At 25.0% G+C, this 23,119-nt stretch carries 19 protein-coding genes; all 19 read left to right on the top strand.

Going from position 1 to position 23,119, the window contains the following annotated elements:
* The first annotated feature begins 19 nt into the window (after window positions 1–19).
* Window positions 20–1,837, top strand: coding sequence for a cysteine peptidase family C39 domain-containing protein (locus MCORR_RS00210; RefSeq protein ID WP_104207646.1), 1,818 nt, complete (start codon window positions 20–22; stop codon window positions 1,835–1,837).
* Between the two features lie 21 nt (window positions 1,838–1,858).
* Window positions 1,859–2,359, top strand: a complete 501-nt coding sequence (gene ybeY, locus MCORR_RS00205) for an rRNA maturation RNase YbeY (protein ID WP_104207645.1) — start codon at window positions 1,859–1,861, stop codon at window positions 2,357–2,359.
* Window positions 2,360–3,262, top strand: a complete 903-nt coding sequence (gene era, locus MCORR_RS00200) for a GTPase Era (protein ID WP_104207644.1) — start codon at window positions 2,360–2,362, stop codon at window positions 3,260–3,262.
* Between the two features lie 2 nt (window positions 3,263–3,264).
* Window positions 3,265–4,062: a DNA repair protein RecO gene (gene recO, locus MCORR_RS00195; RefSeq protein ID WP_104207643.1), complete on the top strand. Its 798-nt coding sequence runs from the start codon at window positions 3,265–3,267 to the stop codon at window positions 4,060–4,062.
* A 94-nt stretch (window positions 4,063–4,156) separates the two neighbouring features.
* The gene (locus MCORR_RS00190; protein ID WP_104207642.1) at window positions 4,157–5,515 is read left to right on the top strand and encodes a glycine--tRNA ligase; all 1,359 of its coding nucleotides are present in this window, start codon (window positions 4,157–4,159) and stop codon (window positions 5,513–5,515) included.
* Between the two features lie 18 nt (window positions 5,516–5,533).
* Window positions 5,534–7,387 carry a DNA primase gene (gene dnaG, locus MCORR_RS00185; RefSeq protein ID WP_104207641.1) on the top strand — a complete coding sequence of 618 codons (1,854 nt, stop codon included), beginning with the start codon at window positions 5,534–5,536 and terminating at the stop codon, window positions 7,385–7,387.
* Window positions 7,387–8,814, top strand: a complete 1,428-nt coding sequence (locus MCORR_RS00180) for a sigma-70 family RNA polymerase sigma factor (RefSeq protein ID WP_104207640.1) — start codon at window positions 7,387–7,389, stop codon at window positions 8,812–8,814. The genes dnaG and MCORR_RS00180 overlap by 1 nt, the downstream gene beginning before the upstream one ends.
* A gap of 2 nt (window positions 8,815–8,816) precedes the next feature.
* Window positions 8,817–9,503: a tRNA (adenine(22)-N(1))-methyltransferase gene (locus MCORR_RS00175; RefSeq protein ID WP_104207639.1), complete on the top strand. Its 687-nt coding sequence runs from the start codon at window positions 8,817–8,819 to the stop codon at window positions 9,501–9,503.
* Window positions 9,481–10,272, top strand: coding sequence for a Nif3-like dinuclear metal center hexameric protein (locus MCORR_RS00170; RefSeq protein ID WP_104207638.1), 792 nt, complete (start codon window positions 9,481–9,483; stop codon window positions 10,270–10,272). Before MCORR_RS00175 ends, MCORR_RS00170 begins: the two co-directional genes overlap by 23 nt.
* A 1-nt stretch (window position 10,273) precedes the next feature.
* The gene (locus MCORR_RS00165) at window positions 10,274–11,635 is read left to right on the top strand and encodes a DEAD/DEAH box helicase (protein WP_104207637.1); all 1,362 of its coding nucleotides are present in this window, start codon (window positions 10,274–10,276) and stop codon (window positions 11,633–11,635) included.
* A 10-nt stretch (window positions 11,636–11,645) separates the two neighbouring features.
* Window positions 11,646–13,172 carry a YitT family ABC transporter gene (locus MCORR_RS00160; RefSeq protein ID WP_104207636.1) on the top strand — a complete coding sequence of 509 codons (1,527 nt, stop codon included), beginning with the start codon at window positions 11,646–11,648 and terminating at the stop codon, window positions 13,170–13,172.
* 65 nt (window positions 13,173–13,237) lie between these two features.
* Window positions 13,238–17,215: a protein translocase SecDF, variant type gene (locus MCORR_RS00155; RefSeq protein ID WP_104207635.1), complete on the top strand. Its 3,978-nt coding sequence runs from the start codon at window positions 13,238–13,240 to the stop codon at window positions 17,213–17,215.
* Between the two features lie 11 nt (window positions 17,216–17,226).
* Window positions 17,227–17,739, top strand: coding sequence for an adenine phosphoribosyltransferase (locus MCORR_RS00150; RefSeq protein ID WP_104206140.1), 513 nt, complete (start codon window positions 17,227–17,229; stop codon window positions 17,737–17,739).
* 76 nt (window positions 17,740–17,815) lie between these two features.
* Entirely contained in the window at window positions 17,816–20,104 is a 2,289-nt protein-coding gene (locus MCORR_RS00145) for a RelA/SpoT family protein (protein ID WP_104207634.1), read from the top strand.
* A 62-nt stretch (window positions 20,105–20,166) separates the two neighbouring features.
* Complete coding sequence (locus MCORR_RS00140) at window positions 20,167–20,757, top strand: hypothetical protein (RefSeq protein ID WP_104207633.1); 591 nt, start codon at window positions 20,167–20,169, stop codon at window positions 20,755–20,757.
* A 41-nt stretch (window positions 20,758–20,798) separates the two neighbouring features.
* Window positions 20,799–21,074 carry a hypothetical protein gene (locus MCORR_RS00135; protein ID WP_104207632.1) on the top strand — a complete coding sequence of 92 codons (276 nt, stop codon included), beginning with the start codon at window positions 20,799–20,801 and terminating at the stop codon, window positions 21,072–21,074.
* Window positions 21,075–21,079: 5 nt separating this feature from the next.
* Complete coding sequence (gene coaE / locus MCORR_RS00130) at window positions 21,080–21,646, top strand: dephospho-CoA kinase (RefSeq protein ID WP_181021192.1); 567 nt, start codon at window positions 21,080–21,082, stop codon at window positions 21,644–21,646.
* A gap of 37 nt (window positions 21,647–21,683) precedes the next feature.
* Window positions 21,684–22,559 carry a tRNA pseudouridine(55) synthase TruB gene (truB, locus tag MCORR_RS00125; protein WP_104207630.1) on the top strand — a complete coding sequence of 292 codons (876 nt, stop codon included), beginning with the start codon at window positions 21,684–21,686 and terminating at the stop codon, window positions 22,557–22,559.
* Entirely contained in the window at window positions 22,546–23,094 is a 549-nt protein-coding gene (locus MCORR_RS00120) for a nucleotidyl transferase family protein (protein ID WP_104207629.1), read from the top strand. Before truB ends, MCORR_RS00120 begins: the two co-directional genes overlap by 14 nt.
* The last annotated feature ends 25 nt before the right edge of the window (window positions 23,095–23,119 follow it).

Genomic DNA, 23,119 nt, shown 5'->3' with positions numbered 1-23,119 from the left:
TAATAATTGAGGTGATTTTTTGAAATTAATTAGACAAAAAACTTATAAAGATTGTGGAGTTGCTTGTGTTGCTATGCTTGTTAATTATTTTTACAAAACAGAATTAGATTTAGATTTTATTAAACAACAATTGAATTTAAAAGACGAGCAATTAAGTTTTTATAACATTATAGATATTGCTAATGAATTTAAAATAAAAGGTGAAGCTTTTGAAGTTGATATGGATTTTCAAGAGTTGAAAAATAAAACCCCTTTCATTGCACAAGTAATTAATGAAGAAAATATTTCACACTTTGTTGTTGTTGAAAACTTAACAGAATTAAGAGTTCTAATTTTAGATCCAAGCTGCAACAATAAGAAAAGATATACTTTTGAAGAATTTATCAGTATATTTCAAAATAATGTTTTATTATTCAAACCAAACAAGAAAGCATTTAATAAAGAATATAAACTACACTTATTTACATTTAAAAATTTATTAAGTTTAGAAAATACACTTTATATATTTATAAGTTTAATATTAAGCATTCTTATAATTTTTGAAACTAGAATAATAAAACTTTATAGTTCTACTTTTACTAATGAAAACCAAAATTTAGTTTTTTATTCATTTTTTGTTATAGTATTTATCTTAAATTTAATTTTTAAAAACATGTCAGAGTATTTTATTTTTAAATTTTATGAAAAAAATAATCAAGTATATATTAAGAAATTGACTTATTACATCGCAAATAATAATGAAAGAGAATTTTATAGTATATATAACCAAATTAATTGAATGAGTAGGTTTGAAAGTTTACAAATAACTTCATTAATTTCATCTTTATTTACTAATATTTTTACTTTAATTTATATAGGATTTATTTTAAAAGAAGCCCTTATTGTATTACTTATTATAAATATTATAATTGTTATTGTAATATTAAATAAAAACAAGGTGCATAATTTTAAAAAAGAACAATCTATGGATTGGCTCTTGATATTAAATAATCCTTCCTTGTTAAAAAATTTAGGGAAAGAAAATGAATTTTATAAAAAGATGAACAATTACAAACCAATGAATAAAAGTCGACTATTTTCTACTTCAATAGATTTTTTAGAGAAATGCAGTTTTTTAATAATTTATTTTATATGTTGAAGTTTGATAAAAGATCAGACACTAGATTTTAATTCTTTTTTTATAATTCTTTTACTTAAATCGTTTAATAAAAGCTTTTTAATTACTTTTTATCATTTTAACGAACATTGGCAAACGTACAAAACCTACAAAATAAAGTATCTAAAGTTATTTACTAATCAAAAACAAGGATTAATTATAGATAAAATTCAAAAAGTAATGATTTATGAAAAAAAGAAAAATACTCAAGTTATGTTGATAACAAATCAAACAAATCAAATTCAAAATATTAATTTAAAATTATTGAACAAAACTTTTGAAGAAGCAACAGTTGATATTTTTATCAATAATGTAAATATTAAAAAGATTGATCCTTCAAGTCTTAGAAGTAAAATAATTTATATCAAAGAATTATGCTTGACTTATAGCACTATCTTTCAAAATATTACTAATAAAAATAAAACTATCATAAATATATTTACTAATCTAGAAATAAAATCTTTAATACAAAAGTATAATATCAAACTTGAAAAAATTGTTGAACCTAATTGCTATACAAACATTGAAGCAGAGTTTATACAGTTAATGTCAATATTTTTTAATAAAGCTGATATGATAATTTTAGATACAAACTTCAAAATTATTACAAAAGAAGAAATAAAAAGTGTAATAAAATTATTCCATGAGTTATTTAGTGATAAATTTTTGATTTTACCTTAAAATATATTAAAGGTATAAAACATGATAGATATTTATTTTACAAATAGCACAAATAAGAAAACAAAAGATTGAGAAAAGTTGGCAATTGAGCTTTTAAGTACAGCTTATACAGTTTTGAAGCTAAAAAACGAAGTTAATTTATCAATTAATTTTGTGGATTCAAAAGAAGCTCTTGAAATTAATAAAAAGTTTAGAAACAAAACATATATACCTGATGTTCTTTCGTTTCCGATTCAAATGTCAAAACAAGAAATCGAAATAGTGGGAATTCAAGAAATTGGAGATATTTTTATTTGTCCTGAAGAAGCGCATAAAAAAAGTTTAAAATATAACCATACTGATAAAGAAGAAATGGCTTTTTTAATAGTTCATGGCTTTTTGCATTTAATGGGTTATGATCATGAAGTGAATGAAGAACAAGAAGCAATAATGTTTAAGCTTCAAGACCAAATATTAAATTTAAATAATGTTGAATATAAAATAACTTTTATTGAAGAAGATTACTTAAGAGAGGAGAATTAAATGGGGAATATTAAGTCAGGATTTATTGCAATAGTTGGAAGACCTAATGTTGGTAAATCAACTTTACTAAATGAAATTATTGGGCAAAAAATATCGATTGTATCTTCAAAGGCTCAAACAACAAGAAATAATATTAGAGGAATTAAAACTGATGAAAGTTCGCAATTAATTTTTGTTGATACTCCAGGAATTCACACTTCTAAAAACCAAATTGATAAGTTTATGAATTCTTCAGCTTTAAGAAGCATGAAAGATGTTGATGTTATTATCTTTATGGCTCCAGCTGATGAAACTATTGGAAAAAATGATTTATTTATATTAAAAGAATTAGAGAAAAAAGAAGTGCCTAAAATATTAGTTATTTCAAAATCAGATTCAGTTACTAAAGAGAAATTGTTTTTGAAAGCTAACGAATGGGCGGAATTTGGAAAAATATTTGATGAAGTTTTAATTACTTCGTCTATAAAAAACATTAATATAGATCTTTTGATTGAAATGATCAAAAAGTATTTGCCAGAAAATGGATTTTTATTTTATGATGCAGAGACCATTACTGATCAGCCAACTAGATTTTCAATAAGAGAAATAATTAGAGAAAATATTTTGTTTAAAACTGGGCAAGAAGTTCCTCATTCAGTTGCTATTTTAGTTGATGAAATTGAAGAAGACGAAGAGCACGTAAACATTGTTGCTTCAATCATTGTTGAACGCAAGTCTCAAAAAGGTATTATTATTGGCCATCAAGGTAAAAAAATATCTGATATTCGTTATAAGTCAAAAAAACAAATTCAAGAACTATATGACAAAGAAGTCACACTTGAACTTTTTGTGAAAGTCAAAGAAAATTGAAGAAGTTCAGCATCATTAATTAAAAGATTGGGTTATGATAAGGATAAATATTAATAATGAGTGAAAGAGTTATTAAAGGCATTGTACTCAAAAGTTTTGATTTTCAAGATTTCGACAAAATTGTCACTATTTACTCTGATAAGTTTGGGAAAATGTCTTTTATAGCTTTAGGTGTTAATAAACCAACTTCTAAAAATATGTATTCATTAAATTCTTTTTCCTTTTCAGAATTTGAAATATTTAAATCAAGAAGTGTTTATTCATTGTCAAAGTTGAAAACAGGAAGATTGCTTGAATCTAATTTAGGTTTAACTAAAATATATAATAATTACTTGTTTGCAAGCATTATAAGCACCATTATGTTGCAAGAACAGCATTTTATAGGTAAGAACTATACAATTTATAAAATGCTTGAAAAAAGCATAAATAACATAGCTAATAATAAAAATCCTTTTTCAAATCTTGTTTGGTTTATTTTTTATATATTAAAATTTCTTGGTGGAGAATGAGATTTAAGTAAGTGTTATGTATGTAACCAAAAGAACCGTATATATAGAAGATTTGATTTTAGTAATTATGGTTTAGTTTGCGCTAATTGTTTTGACCCGTCAAAAGAAAAAAAACAATCAGTTGAGTTTATTGATTATTTAATGAATTTACAAAAAAATACTTTTAATTCAATTTTTCATGAAAAAATGAATGTAGCTTATGAAATCATCTTATTAAGAGTTTTGTTAACATATTTGAAAGATGAAATTGGAATTTTTTCAAAATCAATAGATGAATTACTAGCCAAAGAAATATACAGGGAAAAAGAGTTTGTTGAGTACACTTATAATGTGTTGACAAATTAGTGTTTTAGTTTATTATTTAAATGAATATCAATAAATATGAAATGTCAGCTTTGCCTGACTTTTGTATTTTTATATAAATAGAAATTAGGTTAAAATGGACGAATTAATTAATCATCTTAAAAGTCAAGGCTTTATTTTTCAAGGATCTGAAATATACGGAGGGCTTGCTAATTCATGAGATTATGGTCCGTTGGGTGTTGAATTAAAAAATAAGTTAAAAAAAGCTTGATGAGATCATTTTGTAAGAAATAATCCTTTAAATGTTGGTTTAGATAGTTCTATTATATTGAATCCAAAAGTTTGGCAAGCCAGTGGTCATATTGATGGGTTTAATGATCCATTAATTGACTGCAAAAACTGTCACAGTAGATGAAGAGCGGATAAATTAATTGAAGAGTTTGATTCAAGCATTAATTCAGGTATCATGAATGAAAAAGATATTAAAGATTTTATTTATAAAAATCAAATAAAATGCCCTAAGTGTGGTTCATGTGATTATACTGAAATTAGAAAATTTGCTTTGATGTTCAAAACAAATCAAGGCGTGCTAGAAGATTCTGCATCATCTGTTTATTTAAGACCAGAAACTGCTCAAGGTATTTTTATAAACTTTAAAAATATTCAAAGATCTTTAAGAAAAAAATTACCTTTTGGAGTTGGACAAATTGGTAAATCTTTTAGAAATGAAATTACACCGGGAAACTTTATATTTAGAACCAGAGAGTTCGAACAAATGGAGTTAGAATTCTTTTTTAATGAAAATGATGAAAATGATTGATATAAGTATTGAGTTAATGAAGTGGATTGATTTTTGCAAAATGTTATTAAAATTAAAAAAGAAAATTATAGAATTAGAGAACACGAACAAGATGAGTTAGCACATTATTCAAAAGCGACAAGCGACATTGAATTTAAATTTCCGTTTGGTTGAGGTGAACTTTGGGGTATTGCTCATAGAGGGAATTTTGATTTGACAGTTCACAAAGAATTGTCAAAAGAAGATTTGACTTATTTAAATCCTATAGATAATACAAAAATTATACCAAGTGTTATTGAGCCTTCAGTTGGAGTTGAAAGATTAATACTGGCTTTATTATGTCAAGCATATGAAGAAGAAAAAATCGATGAAAGTAATTCTAGAATAGTGATGAAATTACCTAATAATATTGTTCCTTATCAAATTGCTATCATGCCATTACAAAAACAGCAATCAGAAGAAGCAAATAAATTATTTAAAGATCTAATTGTTGATTTTGATGCTACTTATGATGAAACTGGAAATATTGGTAAAAGGTATAGAAGACAAGATGCTATAGGAACTCCTTTGGTTATTACTTGTGATTTCGACTCACAAGAAGATAACAGTGTAACTGTAAGATTTAGAGATTCTATGAATCAAGAAAGAGTCTCAAAAGATAAGTTAAAAGATTTTTTGAAATTTAATTTAGCTTAAAAGAGAGGCGGTGGTTTTATGTTCCCAAAAGAAGTTATTGATGATATTGTTGCAAAAACAGAAATTGTAAGTGTTGTTGGAGAGAGAATAACACTTGTGAAAAAAGGTCGAAACTTTTGAGCAGTATGCCCTTTTCACCAAGATACTAGTCCCTCAATGTCAGTTAGTAATGAAAAAAGGATTTACAAATGTTTTTCTTGCCAAGAAAGTGGTAACGTTATTGAGTTTGTTAAAAAATTTGATAATATTAGTTTTAACAAAGCAATTGAGAAAATTGCAAAATTCATAAATTTTGATATAAGTCAATATCAAAAAAAATTAAGCACCATTCAAAATAATTTTTTAAGCAAAATATATAAACTAAACTCTGAAGCTATGTCTTTTTTTAAATCAGGTTTAGCTACAAAAGATGGTAAATCAGCTATTGAATATCTAAAAAGCAGAAACATAAATCTTCAGCAAATAGACAAATTTAATATTGGATATATTTCAAAACAATCAAACTTAGCCCAACACCTGATGGATAAGGGATTTGAATTAAAAGATATTATTGAGTCTGGTTTGGGTAATTATGATGAAAATAATAAAAAAATAAAAAATATTTTTTCAGATCGAATTATTTTCGCAATAACAGATGAACAAAATAATGTGATTGGCTTTAGTGGTAGAAAGATTGAAGATAACTCAGAAAGACCTAAATACTTAAACACTAAAGAAACTGAAGTTTTTCAAAAAAGAAAAATTGCTTATAACTTTTTATCCGCTAGTAAAAATGCCAGAATTAAAAAAGAAATAATAATTTTAGAAGGATATATGGATGTTATAAGTATGTGTGGTGCTGGTATTGATAATGTTATTGCATTAATGGGAACATCACTTTCAAGTTTTCACATTAAGTTATTCAAAACAATTAAAGATTGTGAAGTTAAAATATTTTTGGATGGTGATAAACCAGGTGTTGAAGCAAGTATAAAAGCTGCTAGTTTATTAATTGCAAATAAAATTAAAACATCAATAGTCTACAACATTACTACTAATGATCCTGATGAACTTATAAATCAAAATAAAAAAGATTTAGTTTTAAAAATGATAAGCGAATCAATTGAACCTTTAGAATTTGTAATTAAACAATTATGAAAATCAACTGATTCTAATAATTATGATTCTATTGCTAAATTTATTTCTTTGGTAGCTAATTTTGTTTTAAGTGCAAATAATCAAATACTTTATGATAAATCACTTGAGTTAATTCAAGATATATCTAAAGTTTCAAAGCCTGCTATAATTGAAATATTTAAGTCTAAAAGAAATTTTACAACTCATTCTAATAAAAATGAAAGTTTGGATGAACCAAAAAATCCAATTGATAAATCATTTAATAAAAGTGTTGAAAATAAAATAAGAGGATATCAAAATAGTGAAAATGCAATATTGCAAGAATTATTAAAAAGTAATCAGCATTTGAATTATATAAAGAAAAATATTTCAGATATTGAATTAAAAAATCAAGATAGTAGACATTTAATTCAAAAGGTTTTAAAAATATATGAAAACAATATAGGTATTTCTTCAAAAGAAATGTTAAATAAATTGCAAAGTGAAAATTTACCGCAGCTTAACGAAATAATTGAGTCAATAATTAATTCATTAGACTTTCAAATGCAATATTCAGATCCATTAAAAAGGTTAGATGATGCTTTTATTAAGATTAAAGAAAGACATAATGAAGAAGATATTTTTGAAATAAAACAACAATTGAACAAAAAAGAAATAACCGTTCTTGAAAGAGAAAAACTAACAAATACATTAAATGCAAGAATTGCAATGAGAAAAAAATTTAAATTAAATTTTTTAAAACAGGGAGAAAAATAATGAAAAAATATAATGACAAAGCTAAACTATCTTCAATAAAAACTATAGATGAGTTTTTAAAATATACAATTCAATGAGCCAAAGCAAATAATAATGAAATAACATCTGAAGAAGTTCAAAAAGAATTTAGTAAAATTTTTGTAAATGCTAGTGACAATGAGTATGAAAAAATATTAGAAGAAGTTCAAAAAAATGGAATTTCATTTATTGACCTTGAAGAAGATGATATTGATTTGGATGAAGATTTAGAAAAAATTGCTTTAATTGAAGATAACGAAGATAAAACAATAGAAGATGATTCTGATTCTGTAGATGATTTAATTGGTGAAAGAAGAGGTCCTGGAAGAAGACCTAAAGATTCAGGTAACACTAAGTATAGAGTCGGAAGTATTTCAAATGAAACTAAAATTCAAGATATTATTAAAACATACTTTTCAGCTATTGGGCAGACAAAAATTTTAAGCAAAGATCAAGAGACTGTTTATGCTAAACTTGCAAAATCTAATATTCCTGAAGAAATTAAAGAAGGAAGAGAAATGTTGATTACTTCTAACTTGAAGTTGGTTATATCAGTTGCTAGAAAACATTTAAATAGAGGATTAGATTTTGCTGATTTAATAGAAGAAGGGAATATTGGTTTAATTAAGGCTGTTGATAAATTTGATTATTTAAAGGGTTTTAAATTTTCAACATATGCAACCTGATGAATTCGCCAAGCAATAACAAGAGCTATTGCAGATCAAGCAAGAACTATTAGAATACCAGTTCATATGGTTGAAACAATTAATAAACTTGCAAGAATTGAAAGACAACTAACTCAAGAATTAGGTAGAGAACCAACATTTTTAGAAATTGCTGAAAGAATGGGTGGAGATATTACTGCTGAAAAAGTTGTTGAAATTAAAAAAATAGCAGTAGAACCTGTAAGTTTAGAAAAACCATTTGGTGATGAAGACGATACTCATTTTGGTGATTTTGTTGAAGATAAAGACATGGTTTCACCTTCTGACTTTACTGAAAAGGAGGTATTAAGAAATATTTTTGACAAAATATTTGAAGAAATGCCAGCAAGAGAAGAAAAAGTTATAAGAATGAGATATGGGATTGTACCAACAAAAGTTAGAACTTTGATAAGACTTGCTGAAGAAAGTGGCGATACAACTTCTGAAGAACTAAAAAAAGATATTGCAAAATTTGATATTCATTTAGAAACCCCTGTAGAAAAAATCAGAACAATTCAATCTAAAATCATTCAAGAGCATTTATTAAAATACGAAGCTTCAAAAACATTACAAGAAGTTGGTATTGAATTAAATGTTACAAGAGAAAGAATTAGACAAATAGAAAACAAAACAATTAGAAAATTAAAACAACCTACATCAAATAATAAGACTGGAAAAGTTTTAAAAGAATTTTATAAAGGATAAGTATGTTAAGTAAAAGATTGAGTAAGGTGGCAGATTTAATTAATGATTGTAATAATGTTGCAGATATTGGAACTGATCATGCTTATTTACCCATTTTTTTAGTGCAAAACAGTAAAGCTAAGTGTGCATTTGCAATTGATGTAAATAGTGAACCATTAGCAGAAGCTTTGAAAAACATTCAATCAGCAAACTTAACAAATAAAATAACAACAATCAAAAGTAACGGATTTGATTTTATAAATGATAAAGATATTAGTTTAGATGTAGTTACAATTTGTGGTTTAGGCTCTCCTACTATAGTTAATATTTTGTCATCTTGAAAAAAGCCACAAGGTCAAATTATAGTTTGTTCTAACACAGAAGTTTCTCCTATAAGACAATGAGCTTTTAAAAATAATTTTGAAATATTATTTGAAGACTTTTTTGTCGATCAAAAAAAACATTATTGATTGTTGCAAATAAGTACAAAGTTTAAAAGTTCAATTTTAAAAAAAGATTTATTGCTTGGAAATAAAAATTATTTCATAAATAACCAAAATTATTTATTTTACTTAAATAATGAAATTAATAAATATAAAAGTATACTTTTAAAATTGAATAAAAAAAATCATAGCGAACAATATATAAAGACTGTTAAAAAAATAAAATCAATAGAAGGTTATGTAAATGCAATTAATAAAATTAGTTAAATATTTAGAAAAAAAGTTTCCTTCCAATAAAGCTGAAGAATGAGACAAAGTAGGGTTTCAGTTATTTGATAAAAAAATGATTAATTTTGAACAAGAAATTTCCAATGTTTTTATTACTTTGGACTTAACATCAACTTCTTTTGAAGAAATTAAAAAAACAAAACCTAATTTTATAATCACAAGACATCCATTTATATTTAAAGAATTAGATAAAGAAAAAAAGAACCCTTTTAAAAAAGAGGTTATTAAATATTTAAAAAATAATAATGTATTGGTTTTTTCTATTCACACAAATTATGATTATTGCGCCTATCAATCTTTTATAGAAATTGCATGTAGTGATTTTGAAGTTAAAAAAATAGAAAAACCTAATTCACAAAAAGATTTTTTAGAAATTAAATTTAAAAAAAGTCTCAACCAAAATGAGTTAATAAAAAAGCTTAAAAAAACTTTTGAAACTGATGATATTCAAATAAGCAAAAATATTGTTATGCAAGATCTCATTGATAAAATATATATTAATCAAGGAAGCGGTGCATCATCTATATCAAATAATAGTTTATCTGACTGCACATTTGTAACTGGAGAAGCCAAATGAAGTGATTGAATTTATGCTAATGACAATAATGTTAAGTTAATAACTGTGGGTCATTACATGGAAAATTACTTTATTCAAGATTTAAATAAAAAACTATCAGATAATTTTAAAGATTTAAAAATAAAAAGTTATGATATAACTAATCAATATAAAAAGTACAGGGAGAATTAAAATGTCATTTTCAAATTTTGGTTTTAAAAAATTTATTAACGACACTTTAGTTCAAATAGATTTTTTTAACCCAACAAAAATTCAAGAAAAGATTATTCCATTAATCAAAAAACATCAAAATGTTGTTGCCTTATCACACACGGGAACCGGAAAAACTCATGCTTTTTTATTGCCCATTTTAAATAATATAAAAGATAAAGAAAAACAACAAACTCAAGCCTTAATCTTAGCTCCAACAAGAGAGTTAGCAAAACAAATTTTTGACAATATAAAACCATTTATAAAAAATAAGCCAGAAATAAAAGCATCATTGTTTATTGGTGGAGAAGATATAAATAAACAAATTGCTCACTTAGAAAAAACACAACCAACAATAGCAGTAGGAACACCAACAAGAATTAAAGAACTTTATGAAGCAAATAGTTTAAAAGTAACAACATCTGATTTTATTGTAATTGATGAATGTGATATGATTTTTGAACTTGGTTTTTTTGAAGAAGTAGATTTTATAATTTCAAAAGTTAAAAAGGACATAAAAATATCTCTATTTAGCGCAACTATTTCTGAACAATTGCAAATATTTGTTAAAAAATATTTGAAAAATTCTCATTTTGTAGATGTAACAAATAATGATAAAACAACTAAAAATATCAAGCATATTTTGATTGATACTAAAAATAAAGAAATAGAATTATTTTTATCAAGTGTTGTAAAATCAATTAACCCATTTTTATGCTTAGTTTTTATTAATCAAAAAGATGAAGTTGAAAAGTATGTTAAATTAATTCGCCTAATAACAAATGAGCATGTAGGTGAATTGCATGGAGATTTACAACCAAGAACAAGAATGAATATGCTTAAAAAAATTAAGAACAATGAATTCAAGTATGTTGTGGTAACTGATGTTGCTGCTAGAGGTGTTGATATTGTCGGTGTTAGTCATGTTATATCGATTGATTTACCAATTGATTTATCATATTATGTACATAGAAGTGGTAGAACAGGCAGGGGCAAAATGACTGGTGAAAGCTATGTGTTATATAATGTCCAAAATCAATCTAAAATAGAGAGTTTACAAAAAAGTGGAATAACTTTTATGATGACAAAAATCGCTAATGATGCTTTAATTGAAGTTAAACAAAAAAAATCTAAAAAAATTAATAATTATGAAAATTTGGATGATGATTCTAAAAAAGTAATTGCTAAATATTCTAATCAAAAAGTTAAACCAGGGTATAAAAAGAAACGTAAAATTGAGTTAGAAGATATAAAAAAGAAAAAGCGTCGTGAACATATTAAAAAAAGTATTGATAAAATTAAAAAAGAAAAATACAGAAAACGTCGTGAAGAAATTTTTGATTAAGGGTTAAAAAATGACAAAAAAAAGAAGGGTCAAGATTTATTCTTATAATGGCAAAAAACTTTTATCATTAACTGAACAAGAAATTCATGAAATAAAAACTGATGAACGTTTTGATAAAATTCATGAGAATGAATTTTTTAAAGCAAAACATCGCTATGAAGTAAAACATTACTATTCATCATTATTTTGAAGAGATTTATTATGAATTGTTTTAGCTGCTATGTTAACAACTATTGCTGTAGATTTTTTTATATCAGTTACTGGTGGTGCTGGGTTGTTTCCTGGAGGTTTTGGAGCTATTGCAAGATTTTTTTCGATTTTAATAAATAACACTTTAAAAATACCATCATCCACTACTTATTTTTTGATTTATTTCATGATAAATGTCCCTTTAGCAATATTTGGATATTTTAAAATCGGTGGTAGATTTGCAATTTCAACTATAATATATTTAGTTTTAACAATTATATTTGACTTAATTATTCAAAATACACCATATATAAACCCACATAACTTACCTTTATTAATACCAATTGGAACTCTTTTTAAAACATCTACAATGGGATCAATGGTTTTATGATTATTTGTTTTTGCAGTTTTTGCAGGAATCATTAATGGAATTGCATACTCAATGACTTACAGAGCTGGAGCATCAACTGGTGGATCAGATTGAGTTAGTTATTATTATTCAGTTAAAAAAGACAAAAGCATAGGCATGATTAATGTTCGAATTAATATTTGTACCTTAATTACAATTATTATTTTAAATACTTTAATTATGCAAACAAAAGATATTGAAGCTTCATTCAAAATGAATCAAATATATTATCAGTTTAAAGATTTTGAAAGTTTAAAAAACACTAATTTTTGACATGAAGTTTTAAACATAGCACAAAAAAATGATGACAAGTACAAAGACATTGCAGTTATTAATCCACAAAATTTTAAAGATAAATGACTAAAAGCTACAGAAATTATTGCAAGAAATCATGATTTTGATGATGCTTATTCAAAGTCAATGATAAATTGACTCAAATTTAAATTTATTTTTGGGCCATCTTTATTTTCATCATTAATATTAATTATTGTGCAAGGTATAACTGTAGATAAAAGTTATCCTAAAAATAAAGTCATGAATGTTATGATATCAACTTCAAAAAATCAAGAAGTACAACAATATTTATATAATATAGGATATAACAATAATGTTTTTGTATGACAAACTAAAACTTCTAAAAAAAATGTATTCTCAGATCAAGAACAAGATTTACTTATGATTAGTCTACCATTATTGTATTGAAGAAGAATAGAACAACATTTACTGAATATTGATGAAGATATGATTCTTAATATTACAGGAACTCAGTCAGTCAAAGGTAAACATTTTAGTTATAAATTAGATAATGAAACAAGAGATAGAGCGCTTAGTGAGGAAATGGTTGCTAATTTAAAAATAATGAAAAAAATTGAAAATGAGTCAATTATTAAGACTTATAATAAAATCCAAAAAGCAAATAAATATAAAAATAATGTATAATCTAAATAGATTATATTTTTTTATTTTTTTTAATCTAAATAAACCTTTAAAGGAGAATAGTTTGAATGAAGTCTAATAACAAAGGCAAAAGAAAAATTCTAAATATTTTATGTATTTTTATTATTGTTATTGGATTAGCAATATCTATAGTTTTTTCATCAATGAGTGTTTCTGCTAACACGTTATTTAACTCAAGATATTCTGGTGGGTATCAATCTTTGGTAGAAGTTTATGATTTAAATAAAGACCAAGAAACTGGAAGCTCTCAAATTGCTAATGGTGATGCAAGAGTTGCAGCTAAATCTTTAGAAACAAAATTATCACCTTTTTCAGATAATACAGTTGATATTAAAGTTGTTGGAAAAAACCGTTTGATGGTAACTTCAATAAAAGAGCAATATGGTTCAAACCAAACTAATTTTGAACATGCAATTGAGCAAGATGGTGGTTTGCTTGCTTTAAATAGTAATTACAAGGATATTTTATTTGATGATTCAACAATGACAAAAGTTAAAACAACTGGTGTTTTTGATGATAATAAGCAAATAAAGGAAAAAATTGCTATTTCAGACATTTTTGGGGATGTAAATTATTCTCCAGAACCTGATCCTTCAGGAGCACAAAAAAATGCACCTTTTTTAAATTTTTCAGAAGGTAAAAAAAGTGGGTATTTAGATAAACTAGCTTCTTCAACAACAGCTGAAGGTGAAAACGCTCCAACTAATTCTCAAAAGTTAACTTTAATATCTTCAATGCAAACCATTATTAATAATTTGAGAGAGTATTACACTCTTGCACCAAAATCAATTAATCAAGATGATTATTTGCTGTCTTTTTATAAAGGAGTTATTATTCCTGCTCAAACCGTATACAAATCAGGTGATGATAATGTTAAAGCTATTCTTGATGATTTCTTTGCAATAAATTATAAAGTGAAACATGATGACGGTGAAACAATTAAAAGCGGTTCATTAATCGGTGATAAATTAGACTTTTGATGAGAAAATAACTCAAATAATCATACAATTCAAGGTAGTGATGTTCAAGTTGTTAGACAATTGAAAGGTATAATTTACGGAACTTATGATGCTACTAATACAATATCTAATCATGAGTTTTCATATATAAATAGTGCAAGTAAATACGTTGTAGATTCAAACTCAGTAACTAAAGATTTTAATGATGCAACAGGTAAATATCACGAAGATTTTAAGTTTTCACTAAATCAATCAGCTCCACAAATGAAAATATACACAGTTGCTGATACAATAAATGCTTTAATTGTAAAAGATATTTTATTAGCCAATATCGATCCAAATAAAACTGAACCATTTAACCAAAATTTAGATAGTGATATTTTTTCAAAAAACTTTATCATGGCAAATGATGAAATTAACTATATGTCTACAAATTCTAATGATTCTAGTTCGAATACATATTCAAAAAAAGTGTCGTTCATTAGTAATCAATTAAAGGTTGCAGCTAAATCCGCAACTATTGCAAAAACCATTGAAGCTTCTATAAAACAAACAACTTCAGGGTTTAGTTTTAAAGTTATCAGAACTGTTGCATTTAATGCTGATGTAACTTTGTTGATGTTGATAGCATCATTGGTCTGTTTATTAATTCTTTCAATAATAACAATAACTTATTTATTATTTTTTTATAGATTACTTGGTATATACACACTAATTATAGCTGTAACTTCAATAGTTCTAACAATTTGAACCCCAACATTTTTTGGGGTTGCTATTGGTATAGAAACAATAACTTTAATGTTTGTAGCATTAGCTATCATCATTGATTCTTGTGTTATTTTTATCGAAGCATTTAAAAAACATTTAAATGTAAATAAAAGATCACAAATAGAATCTTTTAAATTGGCAAATAAAGATACAACATCTTCAATTTTTGACTTAACTTTATTAGTTATTGTATTTAATATAGTTTTATTTTGAATAAGCAGTGGTTCGCTTAAAAATTTGGCTACCATTGCTGTTGCGTCAAGTGCAATTACGTTTATTTTAGTAATAATAATATTTAGACTTTTTATTTGATTAACAATTAAAGGCGATGTAATGAAAAAAAACCCATTATTATTGCCATTAGATACTTCATTTTTAAAAAATAATTATGCTATCAAACAAAAAATCCAGTTATCAAAAGTAGAGTTTAAAATAAACATGTTAACAAATAAAGAAAAACTAAGCTCAAAACAATTGTTAAAAATTAAAAAAATGGACGATCAAAAAACTTTATTGAACAAATTAATTCTTGAAAAAGAAGAGTTGTTTAAAACTAAGAATATTGCAAAACATAAAGCAAGAATTTTAAAACTTGAATCAAAAGTTTTAAAAGAAAACTTACAAGAAACAAAAACTAAAAACCCTTTTATAAAATTTAGACTTTGAATTATGAAGTCTGTGATTGTTTCAAGACAGATTAGCAAAAGCTATTCAGAAGCTATTATTCAACAAGAATCAAATGAAGTTATACAAAAAATATATGAATCAAAACAAATTAATAATAGTTTAAATGTATCAAAAATATTAATTCTTATTACTTTGGTATTATCAATAATAGGTTCAATATTATCTATGACAATCGGTCCAGCTTATTCAAATGATTTTGGTAAAGATAAAACATTTATTATTTATAGTGAAAATCTTAAGTCTTTTTCTAATGGTCAATATTCTATAGTACATGACAAAATCGATGAGCAAAATAAAACAAAAGCCGCTGAGTTAGAAGAGCTTAAAAATCAAATCATGAATGAACCAAGTTCTAATTCTGATGCTAAAAAATCTATTGAACTGTCAGCTAAAACATTAGAATTTGTTTATAACAATGATTTAACAAAAATATTTGTTAATAAATCTGTTGCAAAAACATCTAATCCAGTAATTATTTATGGTGATGATTATGTTATTTCAAACAATTCAAATGTTGGCTGAATACAAGTTAGATTTTCAAATAGAACTTCTTTAGCAAAAAACCGATTATTAATGAAAAAGGTTTTATTTGACGTTAATGCAATTTGACAAGGTGGTGAAATTGAAAATACGATTGATAAAGGTATATTAGGGATGGATCAATCACCTTATACTGCTATTGGTCAAATAACACAAATTTTAATTGCGATGGCTATATTGTTATTGGGGTTGTTAGTTTATATCATAATAAGATTCAAATGAACCTACTATGTTGCTCTAGCTTTAGGGGTAATTATTATTGCAGCAATAACAGCATCATTAATAATTGTATTTAGAGTTCCTATCAGTTATGAATTATTATCAACTTTTATTGGTGTTATATCTTTTGCATTGCTATCAATAATATTGATGCTTGGTAAAATTAGAAGTTCAATTAGTTCTAAAACTAAAGACCAATTAGCATCTTCTTTTGCTTCAGAAATTGATTTGAAAACTAAGTTTAATAAGTCAAATGCTGAACTTAAAAACAAAATCTTAAATATAAAAAAAACTTATGAATTAAGCAAAAATGATTTAACAAAAGAAATGATTAATGCTAAATTAAATAAAGTAAGTAAATTTAAGTTCATTAATAAATTTAAGTCTTTATTTATTATTCAATCTAAAAATCCTGAAGTTAAAATTTTAAAAGCTAAAATTAAAATGTTGAAAAAACAACTAAAATTAGATATAAAACCAATTTCTAAAGAAATTGAACTTTCAAAACAAGAAAATAATATTGAATTTAATAAGCTTATTAAAGAAAACAAATATATGTTAGAAGTTTTAAATGAAACAATGAAGTATGCAATTAAAAAAGTACTAATAATAGGAATAATTTATATACTATTTGCGTTAATATTAGCAATCACAGTTCCAAGCATTGTGGGGGTTGGACTAACACTTTTAATTGGTATATTTACAACTTATATATTTATTATTTCAACTGCTGTGCCTTTGACTATTAGTTTAGAAAAAAGAAGAATTGCTAAGAAATTTGCTTATCGCGATTTTATTAAAACTATTAACACGTCTCATGAAGAACAAATCGTAAAAGACATTAACGATTAGAAAGAAATTAAATGAACTTAAAAGATTATATTTTAAATGTTGAAAATTTTCCAATTGATGGTGTTGGTTTTAAAGATGTTACGCCTTTATTAAATGATGCTAAGGCCTTTGAATTTGCTATTAACCAAATGGCTGAGTTTGTAATTAAAACTAAAGCTGATGTGATAGTAGCACCAGAAGCTAGAGGTTTTTTGTTTGCAAGTGCTGTTGCTTATGCTACTAAAAAAAGATTTGTACTAATAAGAAAACCAGGTAAATTACCAAGACAAGTTATTAGTGTTAAATATGATTTAGAGTATGGGACAAATATTTTAGAACTGCATAAAAATGATATCAAGCCAAGTGATAAAGTTGTTATTGTAGATGATGTATTAGCTACTGGGGGAACCACTGAAGCTATTATTGAACTTGTTGAAAAAGAGCAAGGAATAATTGCTGGCATATCGTTTTTGATAGATTTAGAATCATTACATCAAAAGGAGCTATTTAAACAATACCCTTTACAAAAAATATTAAAGTACTAAGAAATCACTTAGTATTTTTTTATCCAAATAGACAAAAATATTATATAATGTAATACATATAGAACCAGGTAAATTCATGAGCGCTTCAAAAATTAAAAATACGAATAGAGCTTCAACTAATCTTAATATTATTGAAATTAAAGAATTTGATGTTTTAAAACAAGAAGTTTCAAAATATATTAAGGATGAAAACATTATTAATGACGTTCATAAAGCATATATTTTTGCTGAAAAAATGCATGCAAATCAAAAAAGAAAAAATGGTGATCCTTATATTTACCACCCTTTATCAACATCTTATTATTTAGCTCAACTGGAAATGGGACCAAAAACTATAATTGCTGGATTGTTGCATGATGTAATAGAAGATACCCCAATTACTAAAAAAGAGATCTCTGATATGTTTGGAGAAGAAGTTGCTGAATTAGTTGATTCTGTAACGAAAGTAAGTTTTTTTGAAGAAGATAACAGAGAAAAAATTAAGTCGGAGTATTTAAGAAAATTATATATATCTATGGCAAAAGATATCAGAGTTATTATAATTAAAATTGCTGATAGATTACACAATATGTTAACTATATCTAATATGTCTTTAGAAAAACAAAAGTTAGTAGCTCAAGAAACTTTAAATATTTATTCTGCAATTGCGCACAGAATTGGAATGAAAAATGCTAAATCTAAATTAGAGGATATGTCTTTTGCTGTTTTACAACCAAAAGATTATCAATACATTGTTAAGTTGCTTGATGAAAATAAACAAACAAGAGAAAAAGATGTTGAAAAAACAATTAATAATATCTATGAATTTTTAACAAAAGAAAAAAATGTAAAAATATTAGCTATTTTTGGAAGAGAAAAAACTCATTATTCTATTTATAGAAAAATGTCAGTTAATGGTAAAGAATTCGAACAAATTCACGATTTAACTGCTATTAGAATAATTACAAAGTCAATTGATGATTGTTATAAAGTTTTAGGTTTTATTCATCAAAAATATATTCCTTTATCTGGAAGGTTTAAAGATTATATAGCAACACCTAAAAATGGGGTTTATCAATCATTGCATACCACAGTAGCTGATAACAATAATATGATTTTTGAAGTTCAAATTAGAACTAATAAAATGGATGATGTTGCTGAGTCAGGAGCTGCAGCTCATTGAAGATATAAAGATAACGAAATTGTTGATGTTGCTAAAAGGCAAAAAGAAATTGACGAGCAAATTGATGTTTTTACTAGAATTTTAGACATAACAGATCAAGCTGATGAAAATGAAAATAATAAAGATTTAGAAAAACAATTACAACAAGATATTTTTGCTTCAACCATTTATGTACTAACTCCTAATCAACAAGTTATTACTTTGCCTTATGGTGCAACTGTTTTAGACTTTGCTTATAGAATTCATACTGAAATTGGTGAAAAAACAACTGGTGCTAAAATTGATGGTTCATTTTCACCAATTAATACAGTTTTAAAATCTGGTCAAGTTATTGAAGTTAAAACTTCAAGCAAACAACAACCAACTCATGAATGACTAAAAATCGTGATCACTACGAATGCTAGAAATAGAATTAGAAAATATCTTAATAATAAGTTTAATGAAGATAAAGGTTTTGAAAATGAAAGAAAAGAAGCTGCAATTAAAGCACAGCACATTATTAATTCATTTATAAATCAAAAAGATTGAAAATGAAAGAAAATAAGTATAGATCAAACAACTGAATTAGTTAAAAAAGACGGATATGCAAGTTTAGAAGAATTCTTAATTTCAATTGCTCGTGGAGAATTTCCAATAGCTGAAGCTGTAGATAAGTATTATGTTAATCAATCTTATTCTAAAGATGATGAAACGCTTAGAACAATTGCATCAAGAACAATAAATGATAAAACACTAAAAAATGATATTGTTATTGAGGGAATAACAAATATTAAAACATCAATTGCAATATGTTGTTTGCCAATTCCTTATGAAGATGTTGTGGGTTATGTTACAAAATCTGGAAACGGAATTAAAGTTCACATGCGCAAATGCTTTTCATTAAATTCATTAGTAGAACAAAATAAAAGACTTGTTGAAGTTAAATGAAATGAAGCTGTTACAATTAATAATACCTATAGAACTAAAATCCGCTATTTTGCTACAGATAGACCTAATCTTCTTTATGACATATCAAGAGTGCTAACTAATTCTAAAGCAACAACTATTAATATTAAAATGGGAGTTGATCCTAAAACACTTATTGCTTCTGGGGTTTTAACTGTGCAAGTTAAATCAGTTGAGCAATTAAATCAAATCATCGCATCAATTAAATCATTAGCCAACTTAATAGATTGTGAAAGAGATGTTAAAGTGATAGACTAAAACATCTTTTTTGTTTTTTTGTTTTAATTATTAAATAAGGACAAAAATGTCCGGAGGTAATTATGAATAAATATATGTATAATATTGAAAAGTTTAGTGATGATGAAAAATATAAATTTTTTAAGGAACTAAAACCAGTAGTATTGTTTGCTATAAAAAGAGCATATAATAAATTTGATTCTATTCCACTGGAAATCGAAGATATGGAATATTATGCTTGAGAAGCTTATAATGACTTAATAAAAATTTATTATAAAAGAAAAATGCGTAAAAGTTTTACTAGTTGTTTGGTTGATGCTGTTTATTGAAAAACATTAAATGTATGTTCAAAATACGTAAATAATAAATTTAAAATAGTTAACAATTGCATGAGAAATGCTAGTTTATTAAATGATGATTATCATTTAAATATAAATTATCATGATGAAAACCAAACAGAATTGATAGATAATGTTGGTTGAAATGATTTGTTAGATAAGTATTTTTCTAAATTCAAAACCGATTTAGAAAGGCGTATTTTTAATGAGCATGTTAATGGAACGCACTTAACAAAAATAGCAAAACAAGAAGAAATTTCTATTTCTAAAACAAAATCTACATTGCAAAAAATAATAATTGATTTAAAAGAGGTTATAAATAGTAAAGTTTTTTAAGTAAAAAACATATAAAATATTTGTTATAAAGGTGGTGTGAGATGAGTTATTATTATAAACCTATTATGAACTATACTTCTCATGCACTACAAAGAGCAAAAGAAAGATTAAATTTAAAAGATAAACCAGATTGAGAAGTGAAAGCGGCAATTAAAAAACATATGCAAGCTTCTACAAAATCTTTTGATCAAAAAAACACAGTTTATGTATCAGCTTCTAATAGTGATATATATTTTGTTATTGATATGAACACAAATACTTTAATAACAGTTACTAAAGTTTCACCTGAAAAAATGTTAAGTTTGTATGGAGGTTAGTAAAAGTGATTATTGGTATTTATGGAACAATAGGTAGTGGTAAATCTACATTTTCAAAAAGATTTGAAAAGTTTGGTTTCACTTTATTGGAATGTGATAAAATTTCATCTGAAATAGTTAATAATAAAAATATTCAAAAGGCCTTACAAAAAGTTTTTCCTCAATGCTTTGAAGATAATAAACTTCAACGACATGAATTAAGAAAACTGATTTTTAATGATGAAAATGAAAGAGTTAAATTAAATGCTATTGTATGACCTGAGTTAAAAAATTATCTTATAAAAACTGTTGAAGATAAAAATAAAAACTTTATTATTGATGCAGCTTTATTACCAGAGTTAGAATTAGATATAGATTTGTACATAGAGATCAAAACTTGTTTTTGAACTGCTGCTTATAGAATTTTTAAAAGAGATAAAAGGTCTAAAAAAGAAACACTAGGTATTTATTTAAAGCAGGTTAAAGCATTATCAAAATTTAAAAGTATTGAAAAAATAAAAATAAAAAATAATTTTTGAAATAAAAAATATAAAGACAAACAAATAACAAAATTACTTTTACCTTTGAGTTAATTAAGCTTAATTATTTTTTTAATAGTAAAATATAAATATGAATAAATCAGGAATTATAATTGTAGACAAACCAAAAGGAATGTCTACAAATAAACTAATACAATTGCTTAAAAGAAAAATGAATATCAAAAAAATTGGCCATGCAGGAACCTTAGATCCTTTAGCTACTGGTTTAGTTATTTGTTTATTAAATAACGCAACTAAATTAAGTGATTATTTTTTAAATGAAAACAAGAATTATGAATTTGAAATAACTCTTTTTAAGTCAACTTCAACTTATGATGCTGAGGGAGAAATCATTAATCAAGAAGAAGCTCGAGAAATAGAGTTACAAACGCTGAATGAAGTAATTCTAAAATTTGATGGTTTAACTTATGACCAAGAACCCCCAATTTTTTCTGCTATTAAAATTAATGGAAAAAAACTTTATGAATATGCTAGAGAAGGCAAAGAAGTTGAAATTAAAAAAAGAAGAATAACAATCAATCAATTACATCTATTATCTTATGACAAAAAAAATAACTCAATCAAATTACAAGCTAATTGTTCAAAAGGCACTTATATAAGATCTTTAGCTTGTGATATAGCACACTCATTAAATACAATAGGTTATGTAAGTGAACTTAGAAGAATGCAGTCTGGTCATTTTTTAATTGAAGATTCAAAAGAACTAGATAAAATTGATGAAAAAGATATCATAAATATATATGACTCATTAAAATTAGCAAAATTATCAATTATTCACTTAAACGAGTTAGCTGATGTAAATAATGGTAAAAAACTAAAGTTAGATTCAAAAGATAAAATAGTTTTTATAAGCGATAGTCATCAAAATGTTTATGCTTGTTATGAAAAAATAGAAAACGATATTTATAAATGTAGACGTGGTGGGTTAAACGATGCAAGTAATTAAAACAAAAATAAAAAATTTAGAAAAAATAGCAAGTAATTCAATTATTACAGTTGGCATGTTTGATAGCTTACACATTTATCATCAAATGATTATCAATAAAGTGGTTGAAATAGGAACAAAAGAAAATTTGTTTAGAATCATATTTACTTTTAATAAAAAGCCAGGAAAAAAAGATTATGATTTTTTTCTAAACGAGAAAGATAAAATAAAATATATTCAAAATAAATTTGAAATCGACTTTTTATATATTATCGAAGTTGATGAACAGTTAGCTAATAGTTCAAAAGAAGAATTTGTAAATATTCTAAAAAATAAGTTAGGTGTTATCAAAATAGTTGAGGGCAGTGATTTTAAGTTTGCTTACAATAAAACTGGTGATGTTAATTATTTAATAAAAGAGTTTGGAATTGACAATGTAATTATTTTTCAAAGAAATAATTCAGTCTCAACCAGTGAAGTTAAAAAGAAAATTAAACAAAATAATTCACAAGATATAATTGATATAATTGACATTAACTTAATAAAAAAAAGATAAATGATATTGTTTTATTTTTAAAAAT

The sequence above is a fragment of the Mesoplasma corruscae genome (assembly GCF_002930145.1).
In the GTDB taxonomy this organism is placed as follows: Bacteria; Bacillota_I; Bacilli_A; order Mycoplasmatales; family Mycoplasmataceae; genus Entomoplasma; species Entomoplasma ellychniae.
This window is presented reverse-complemented; position numbering and strand designations above follow the sequence as displayed.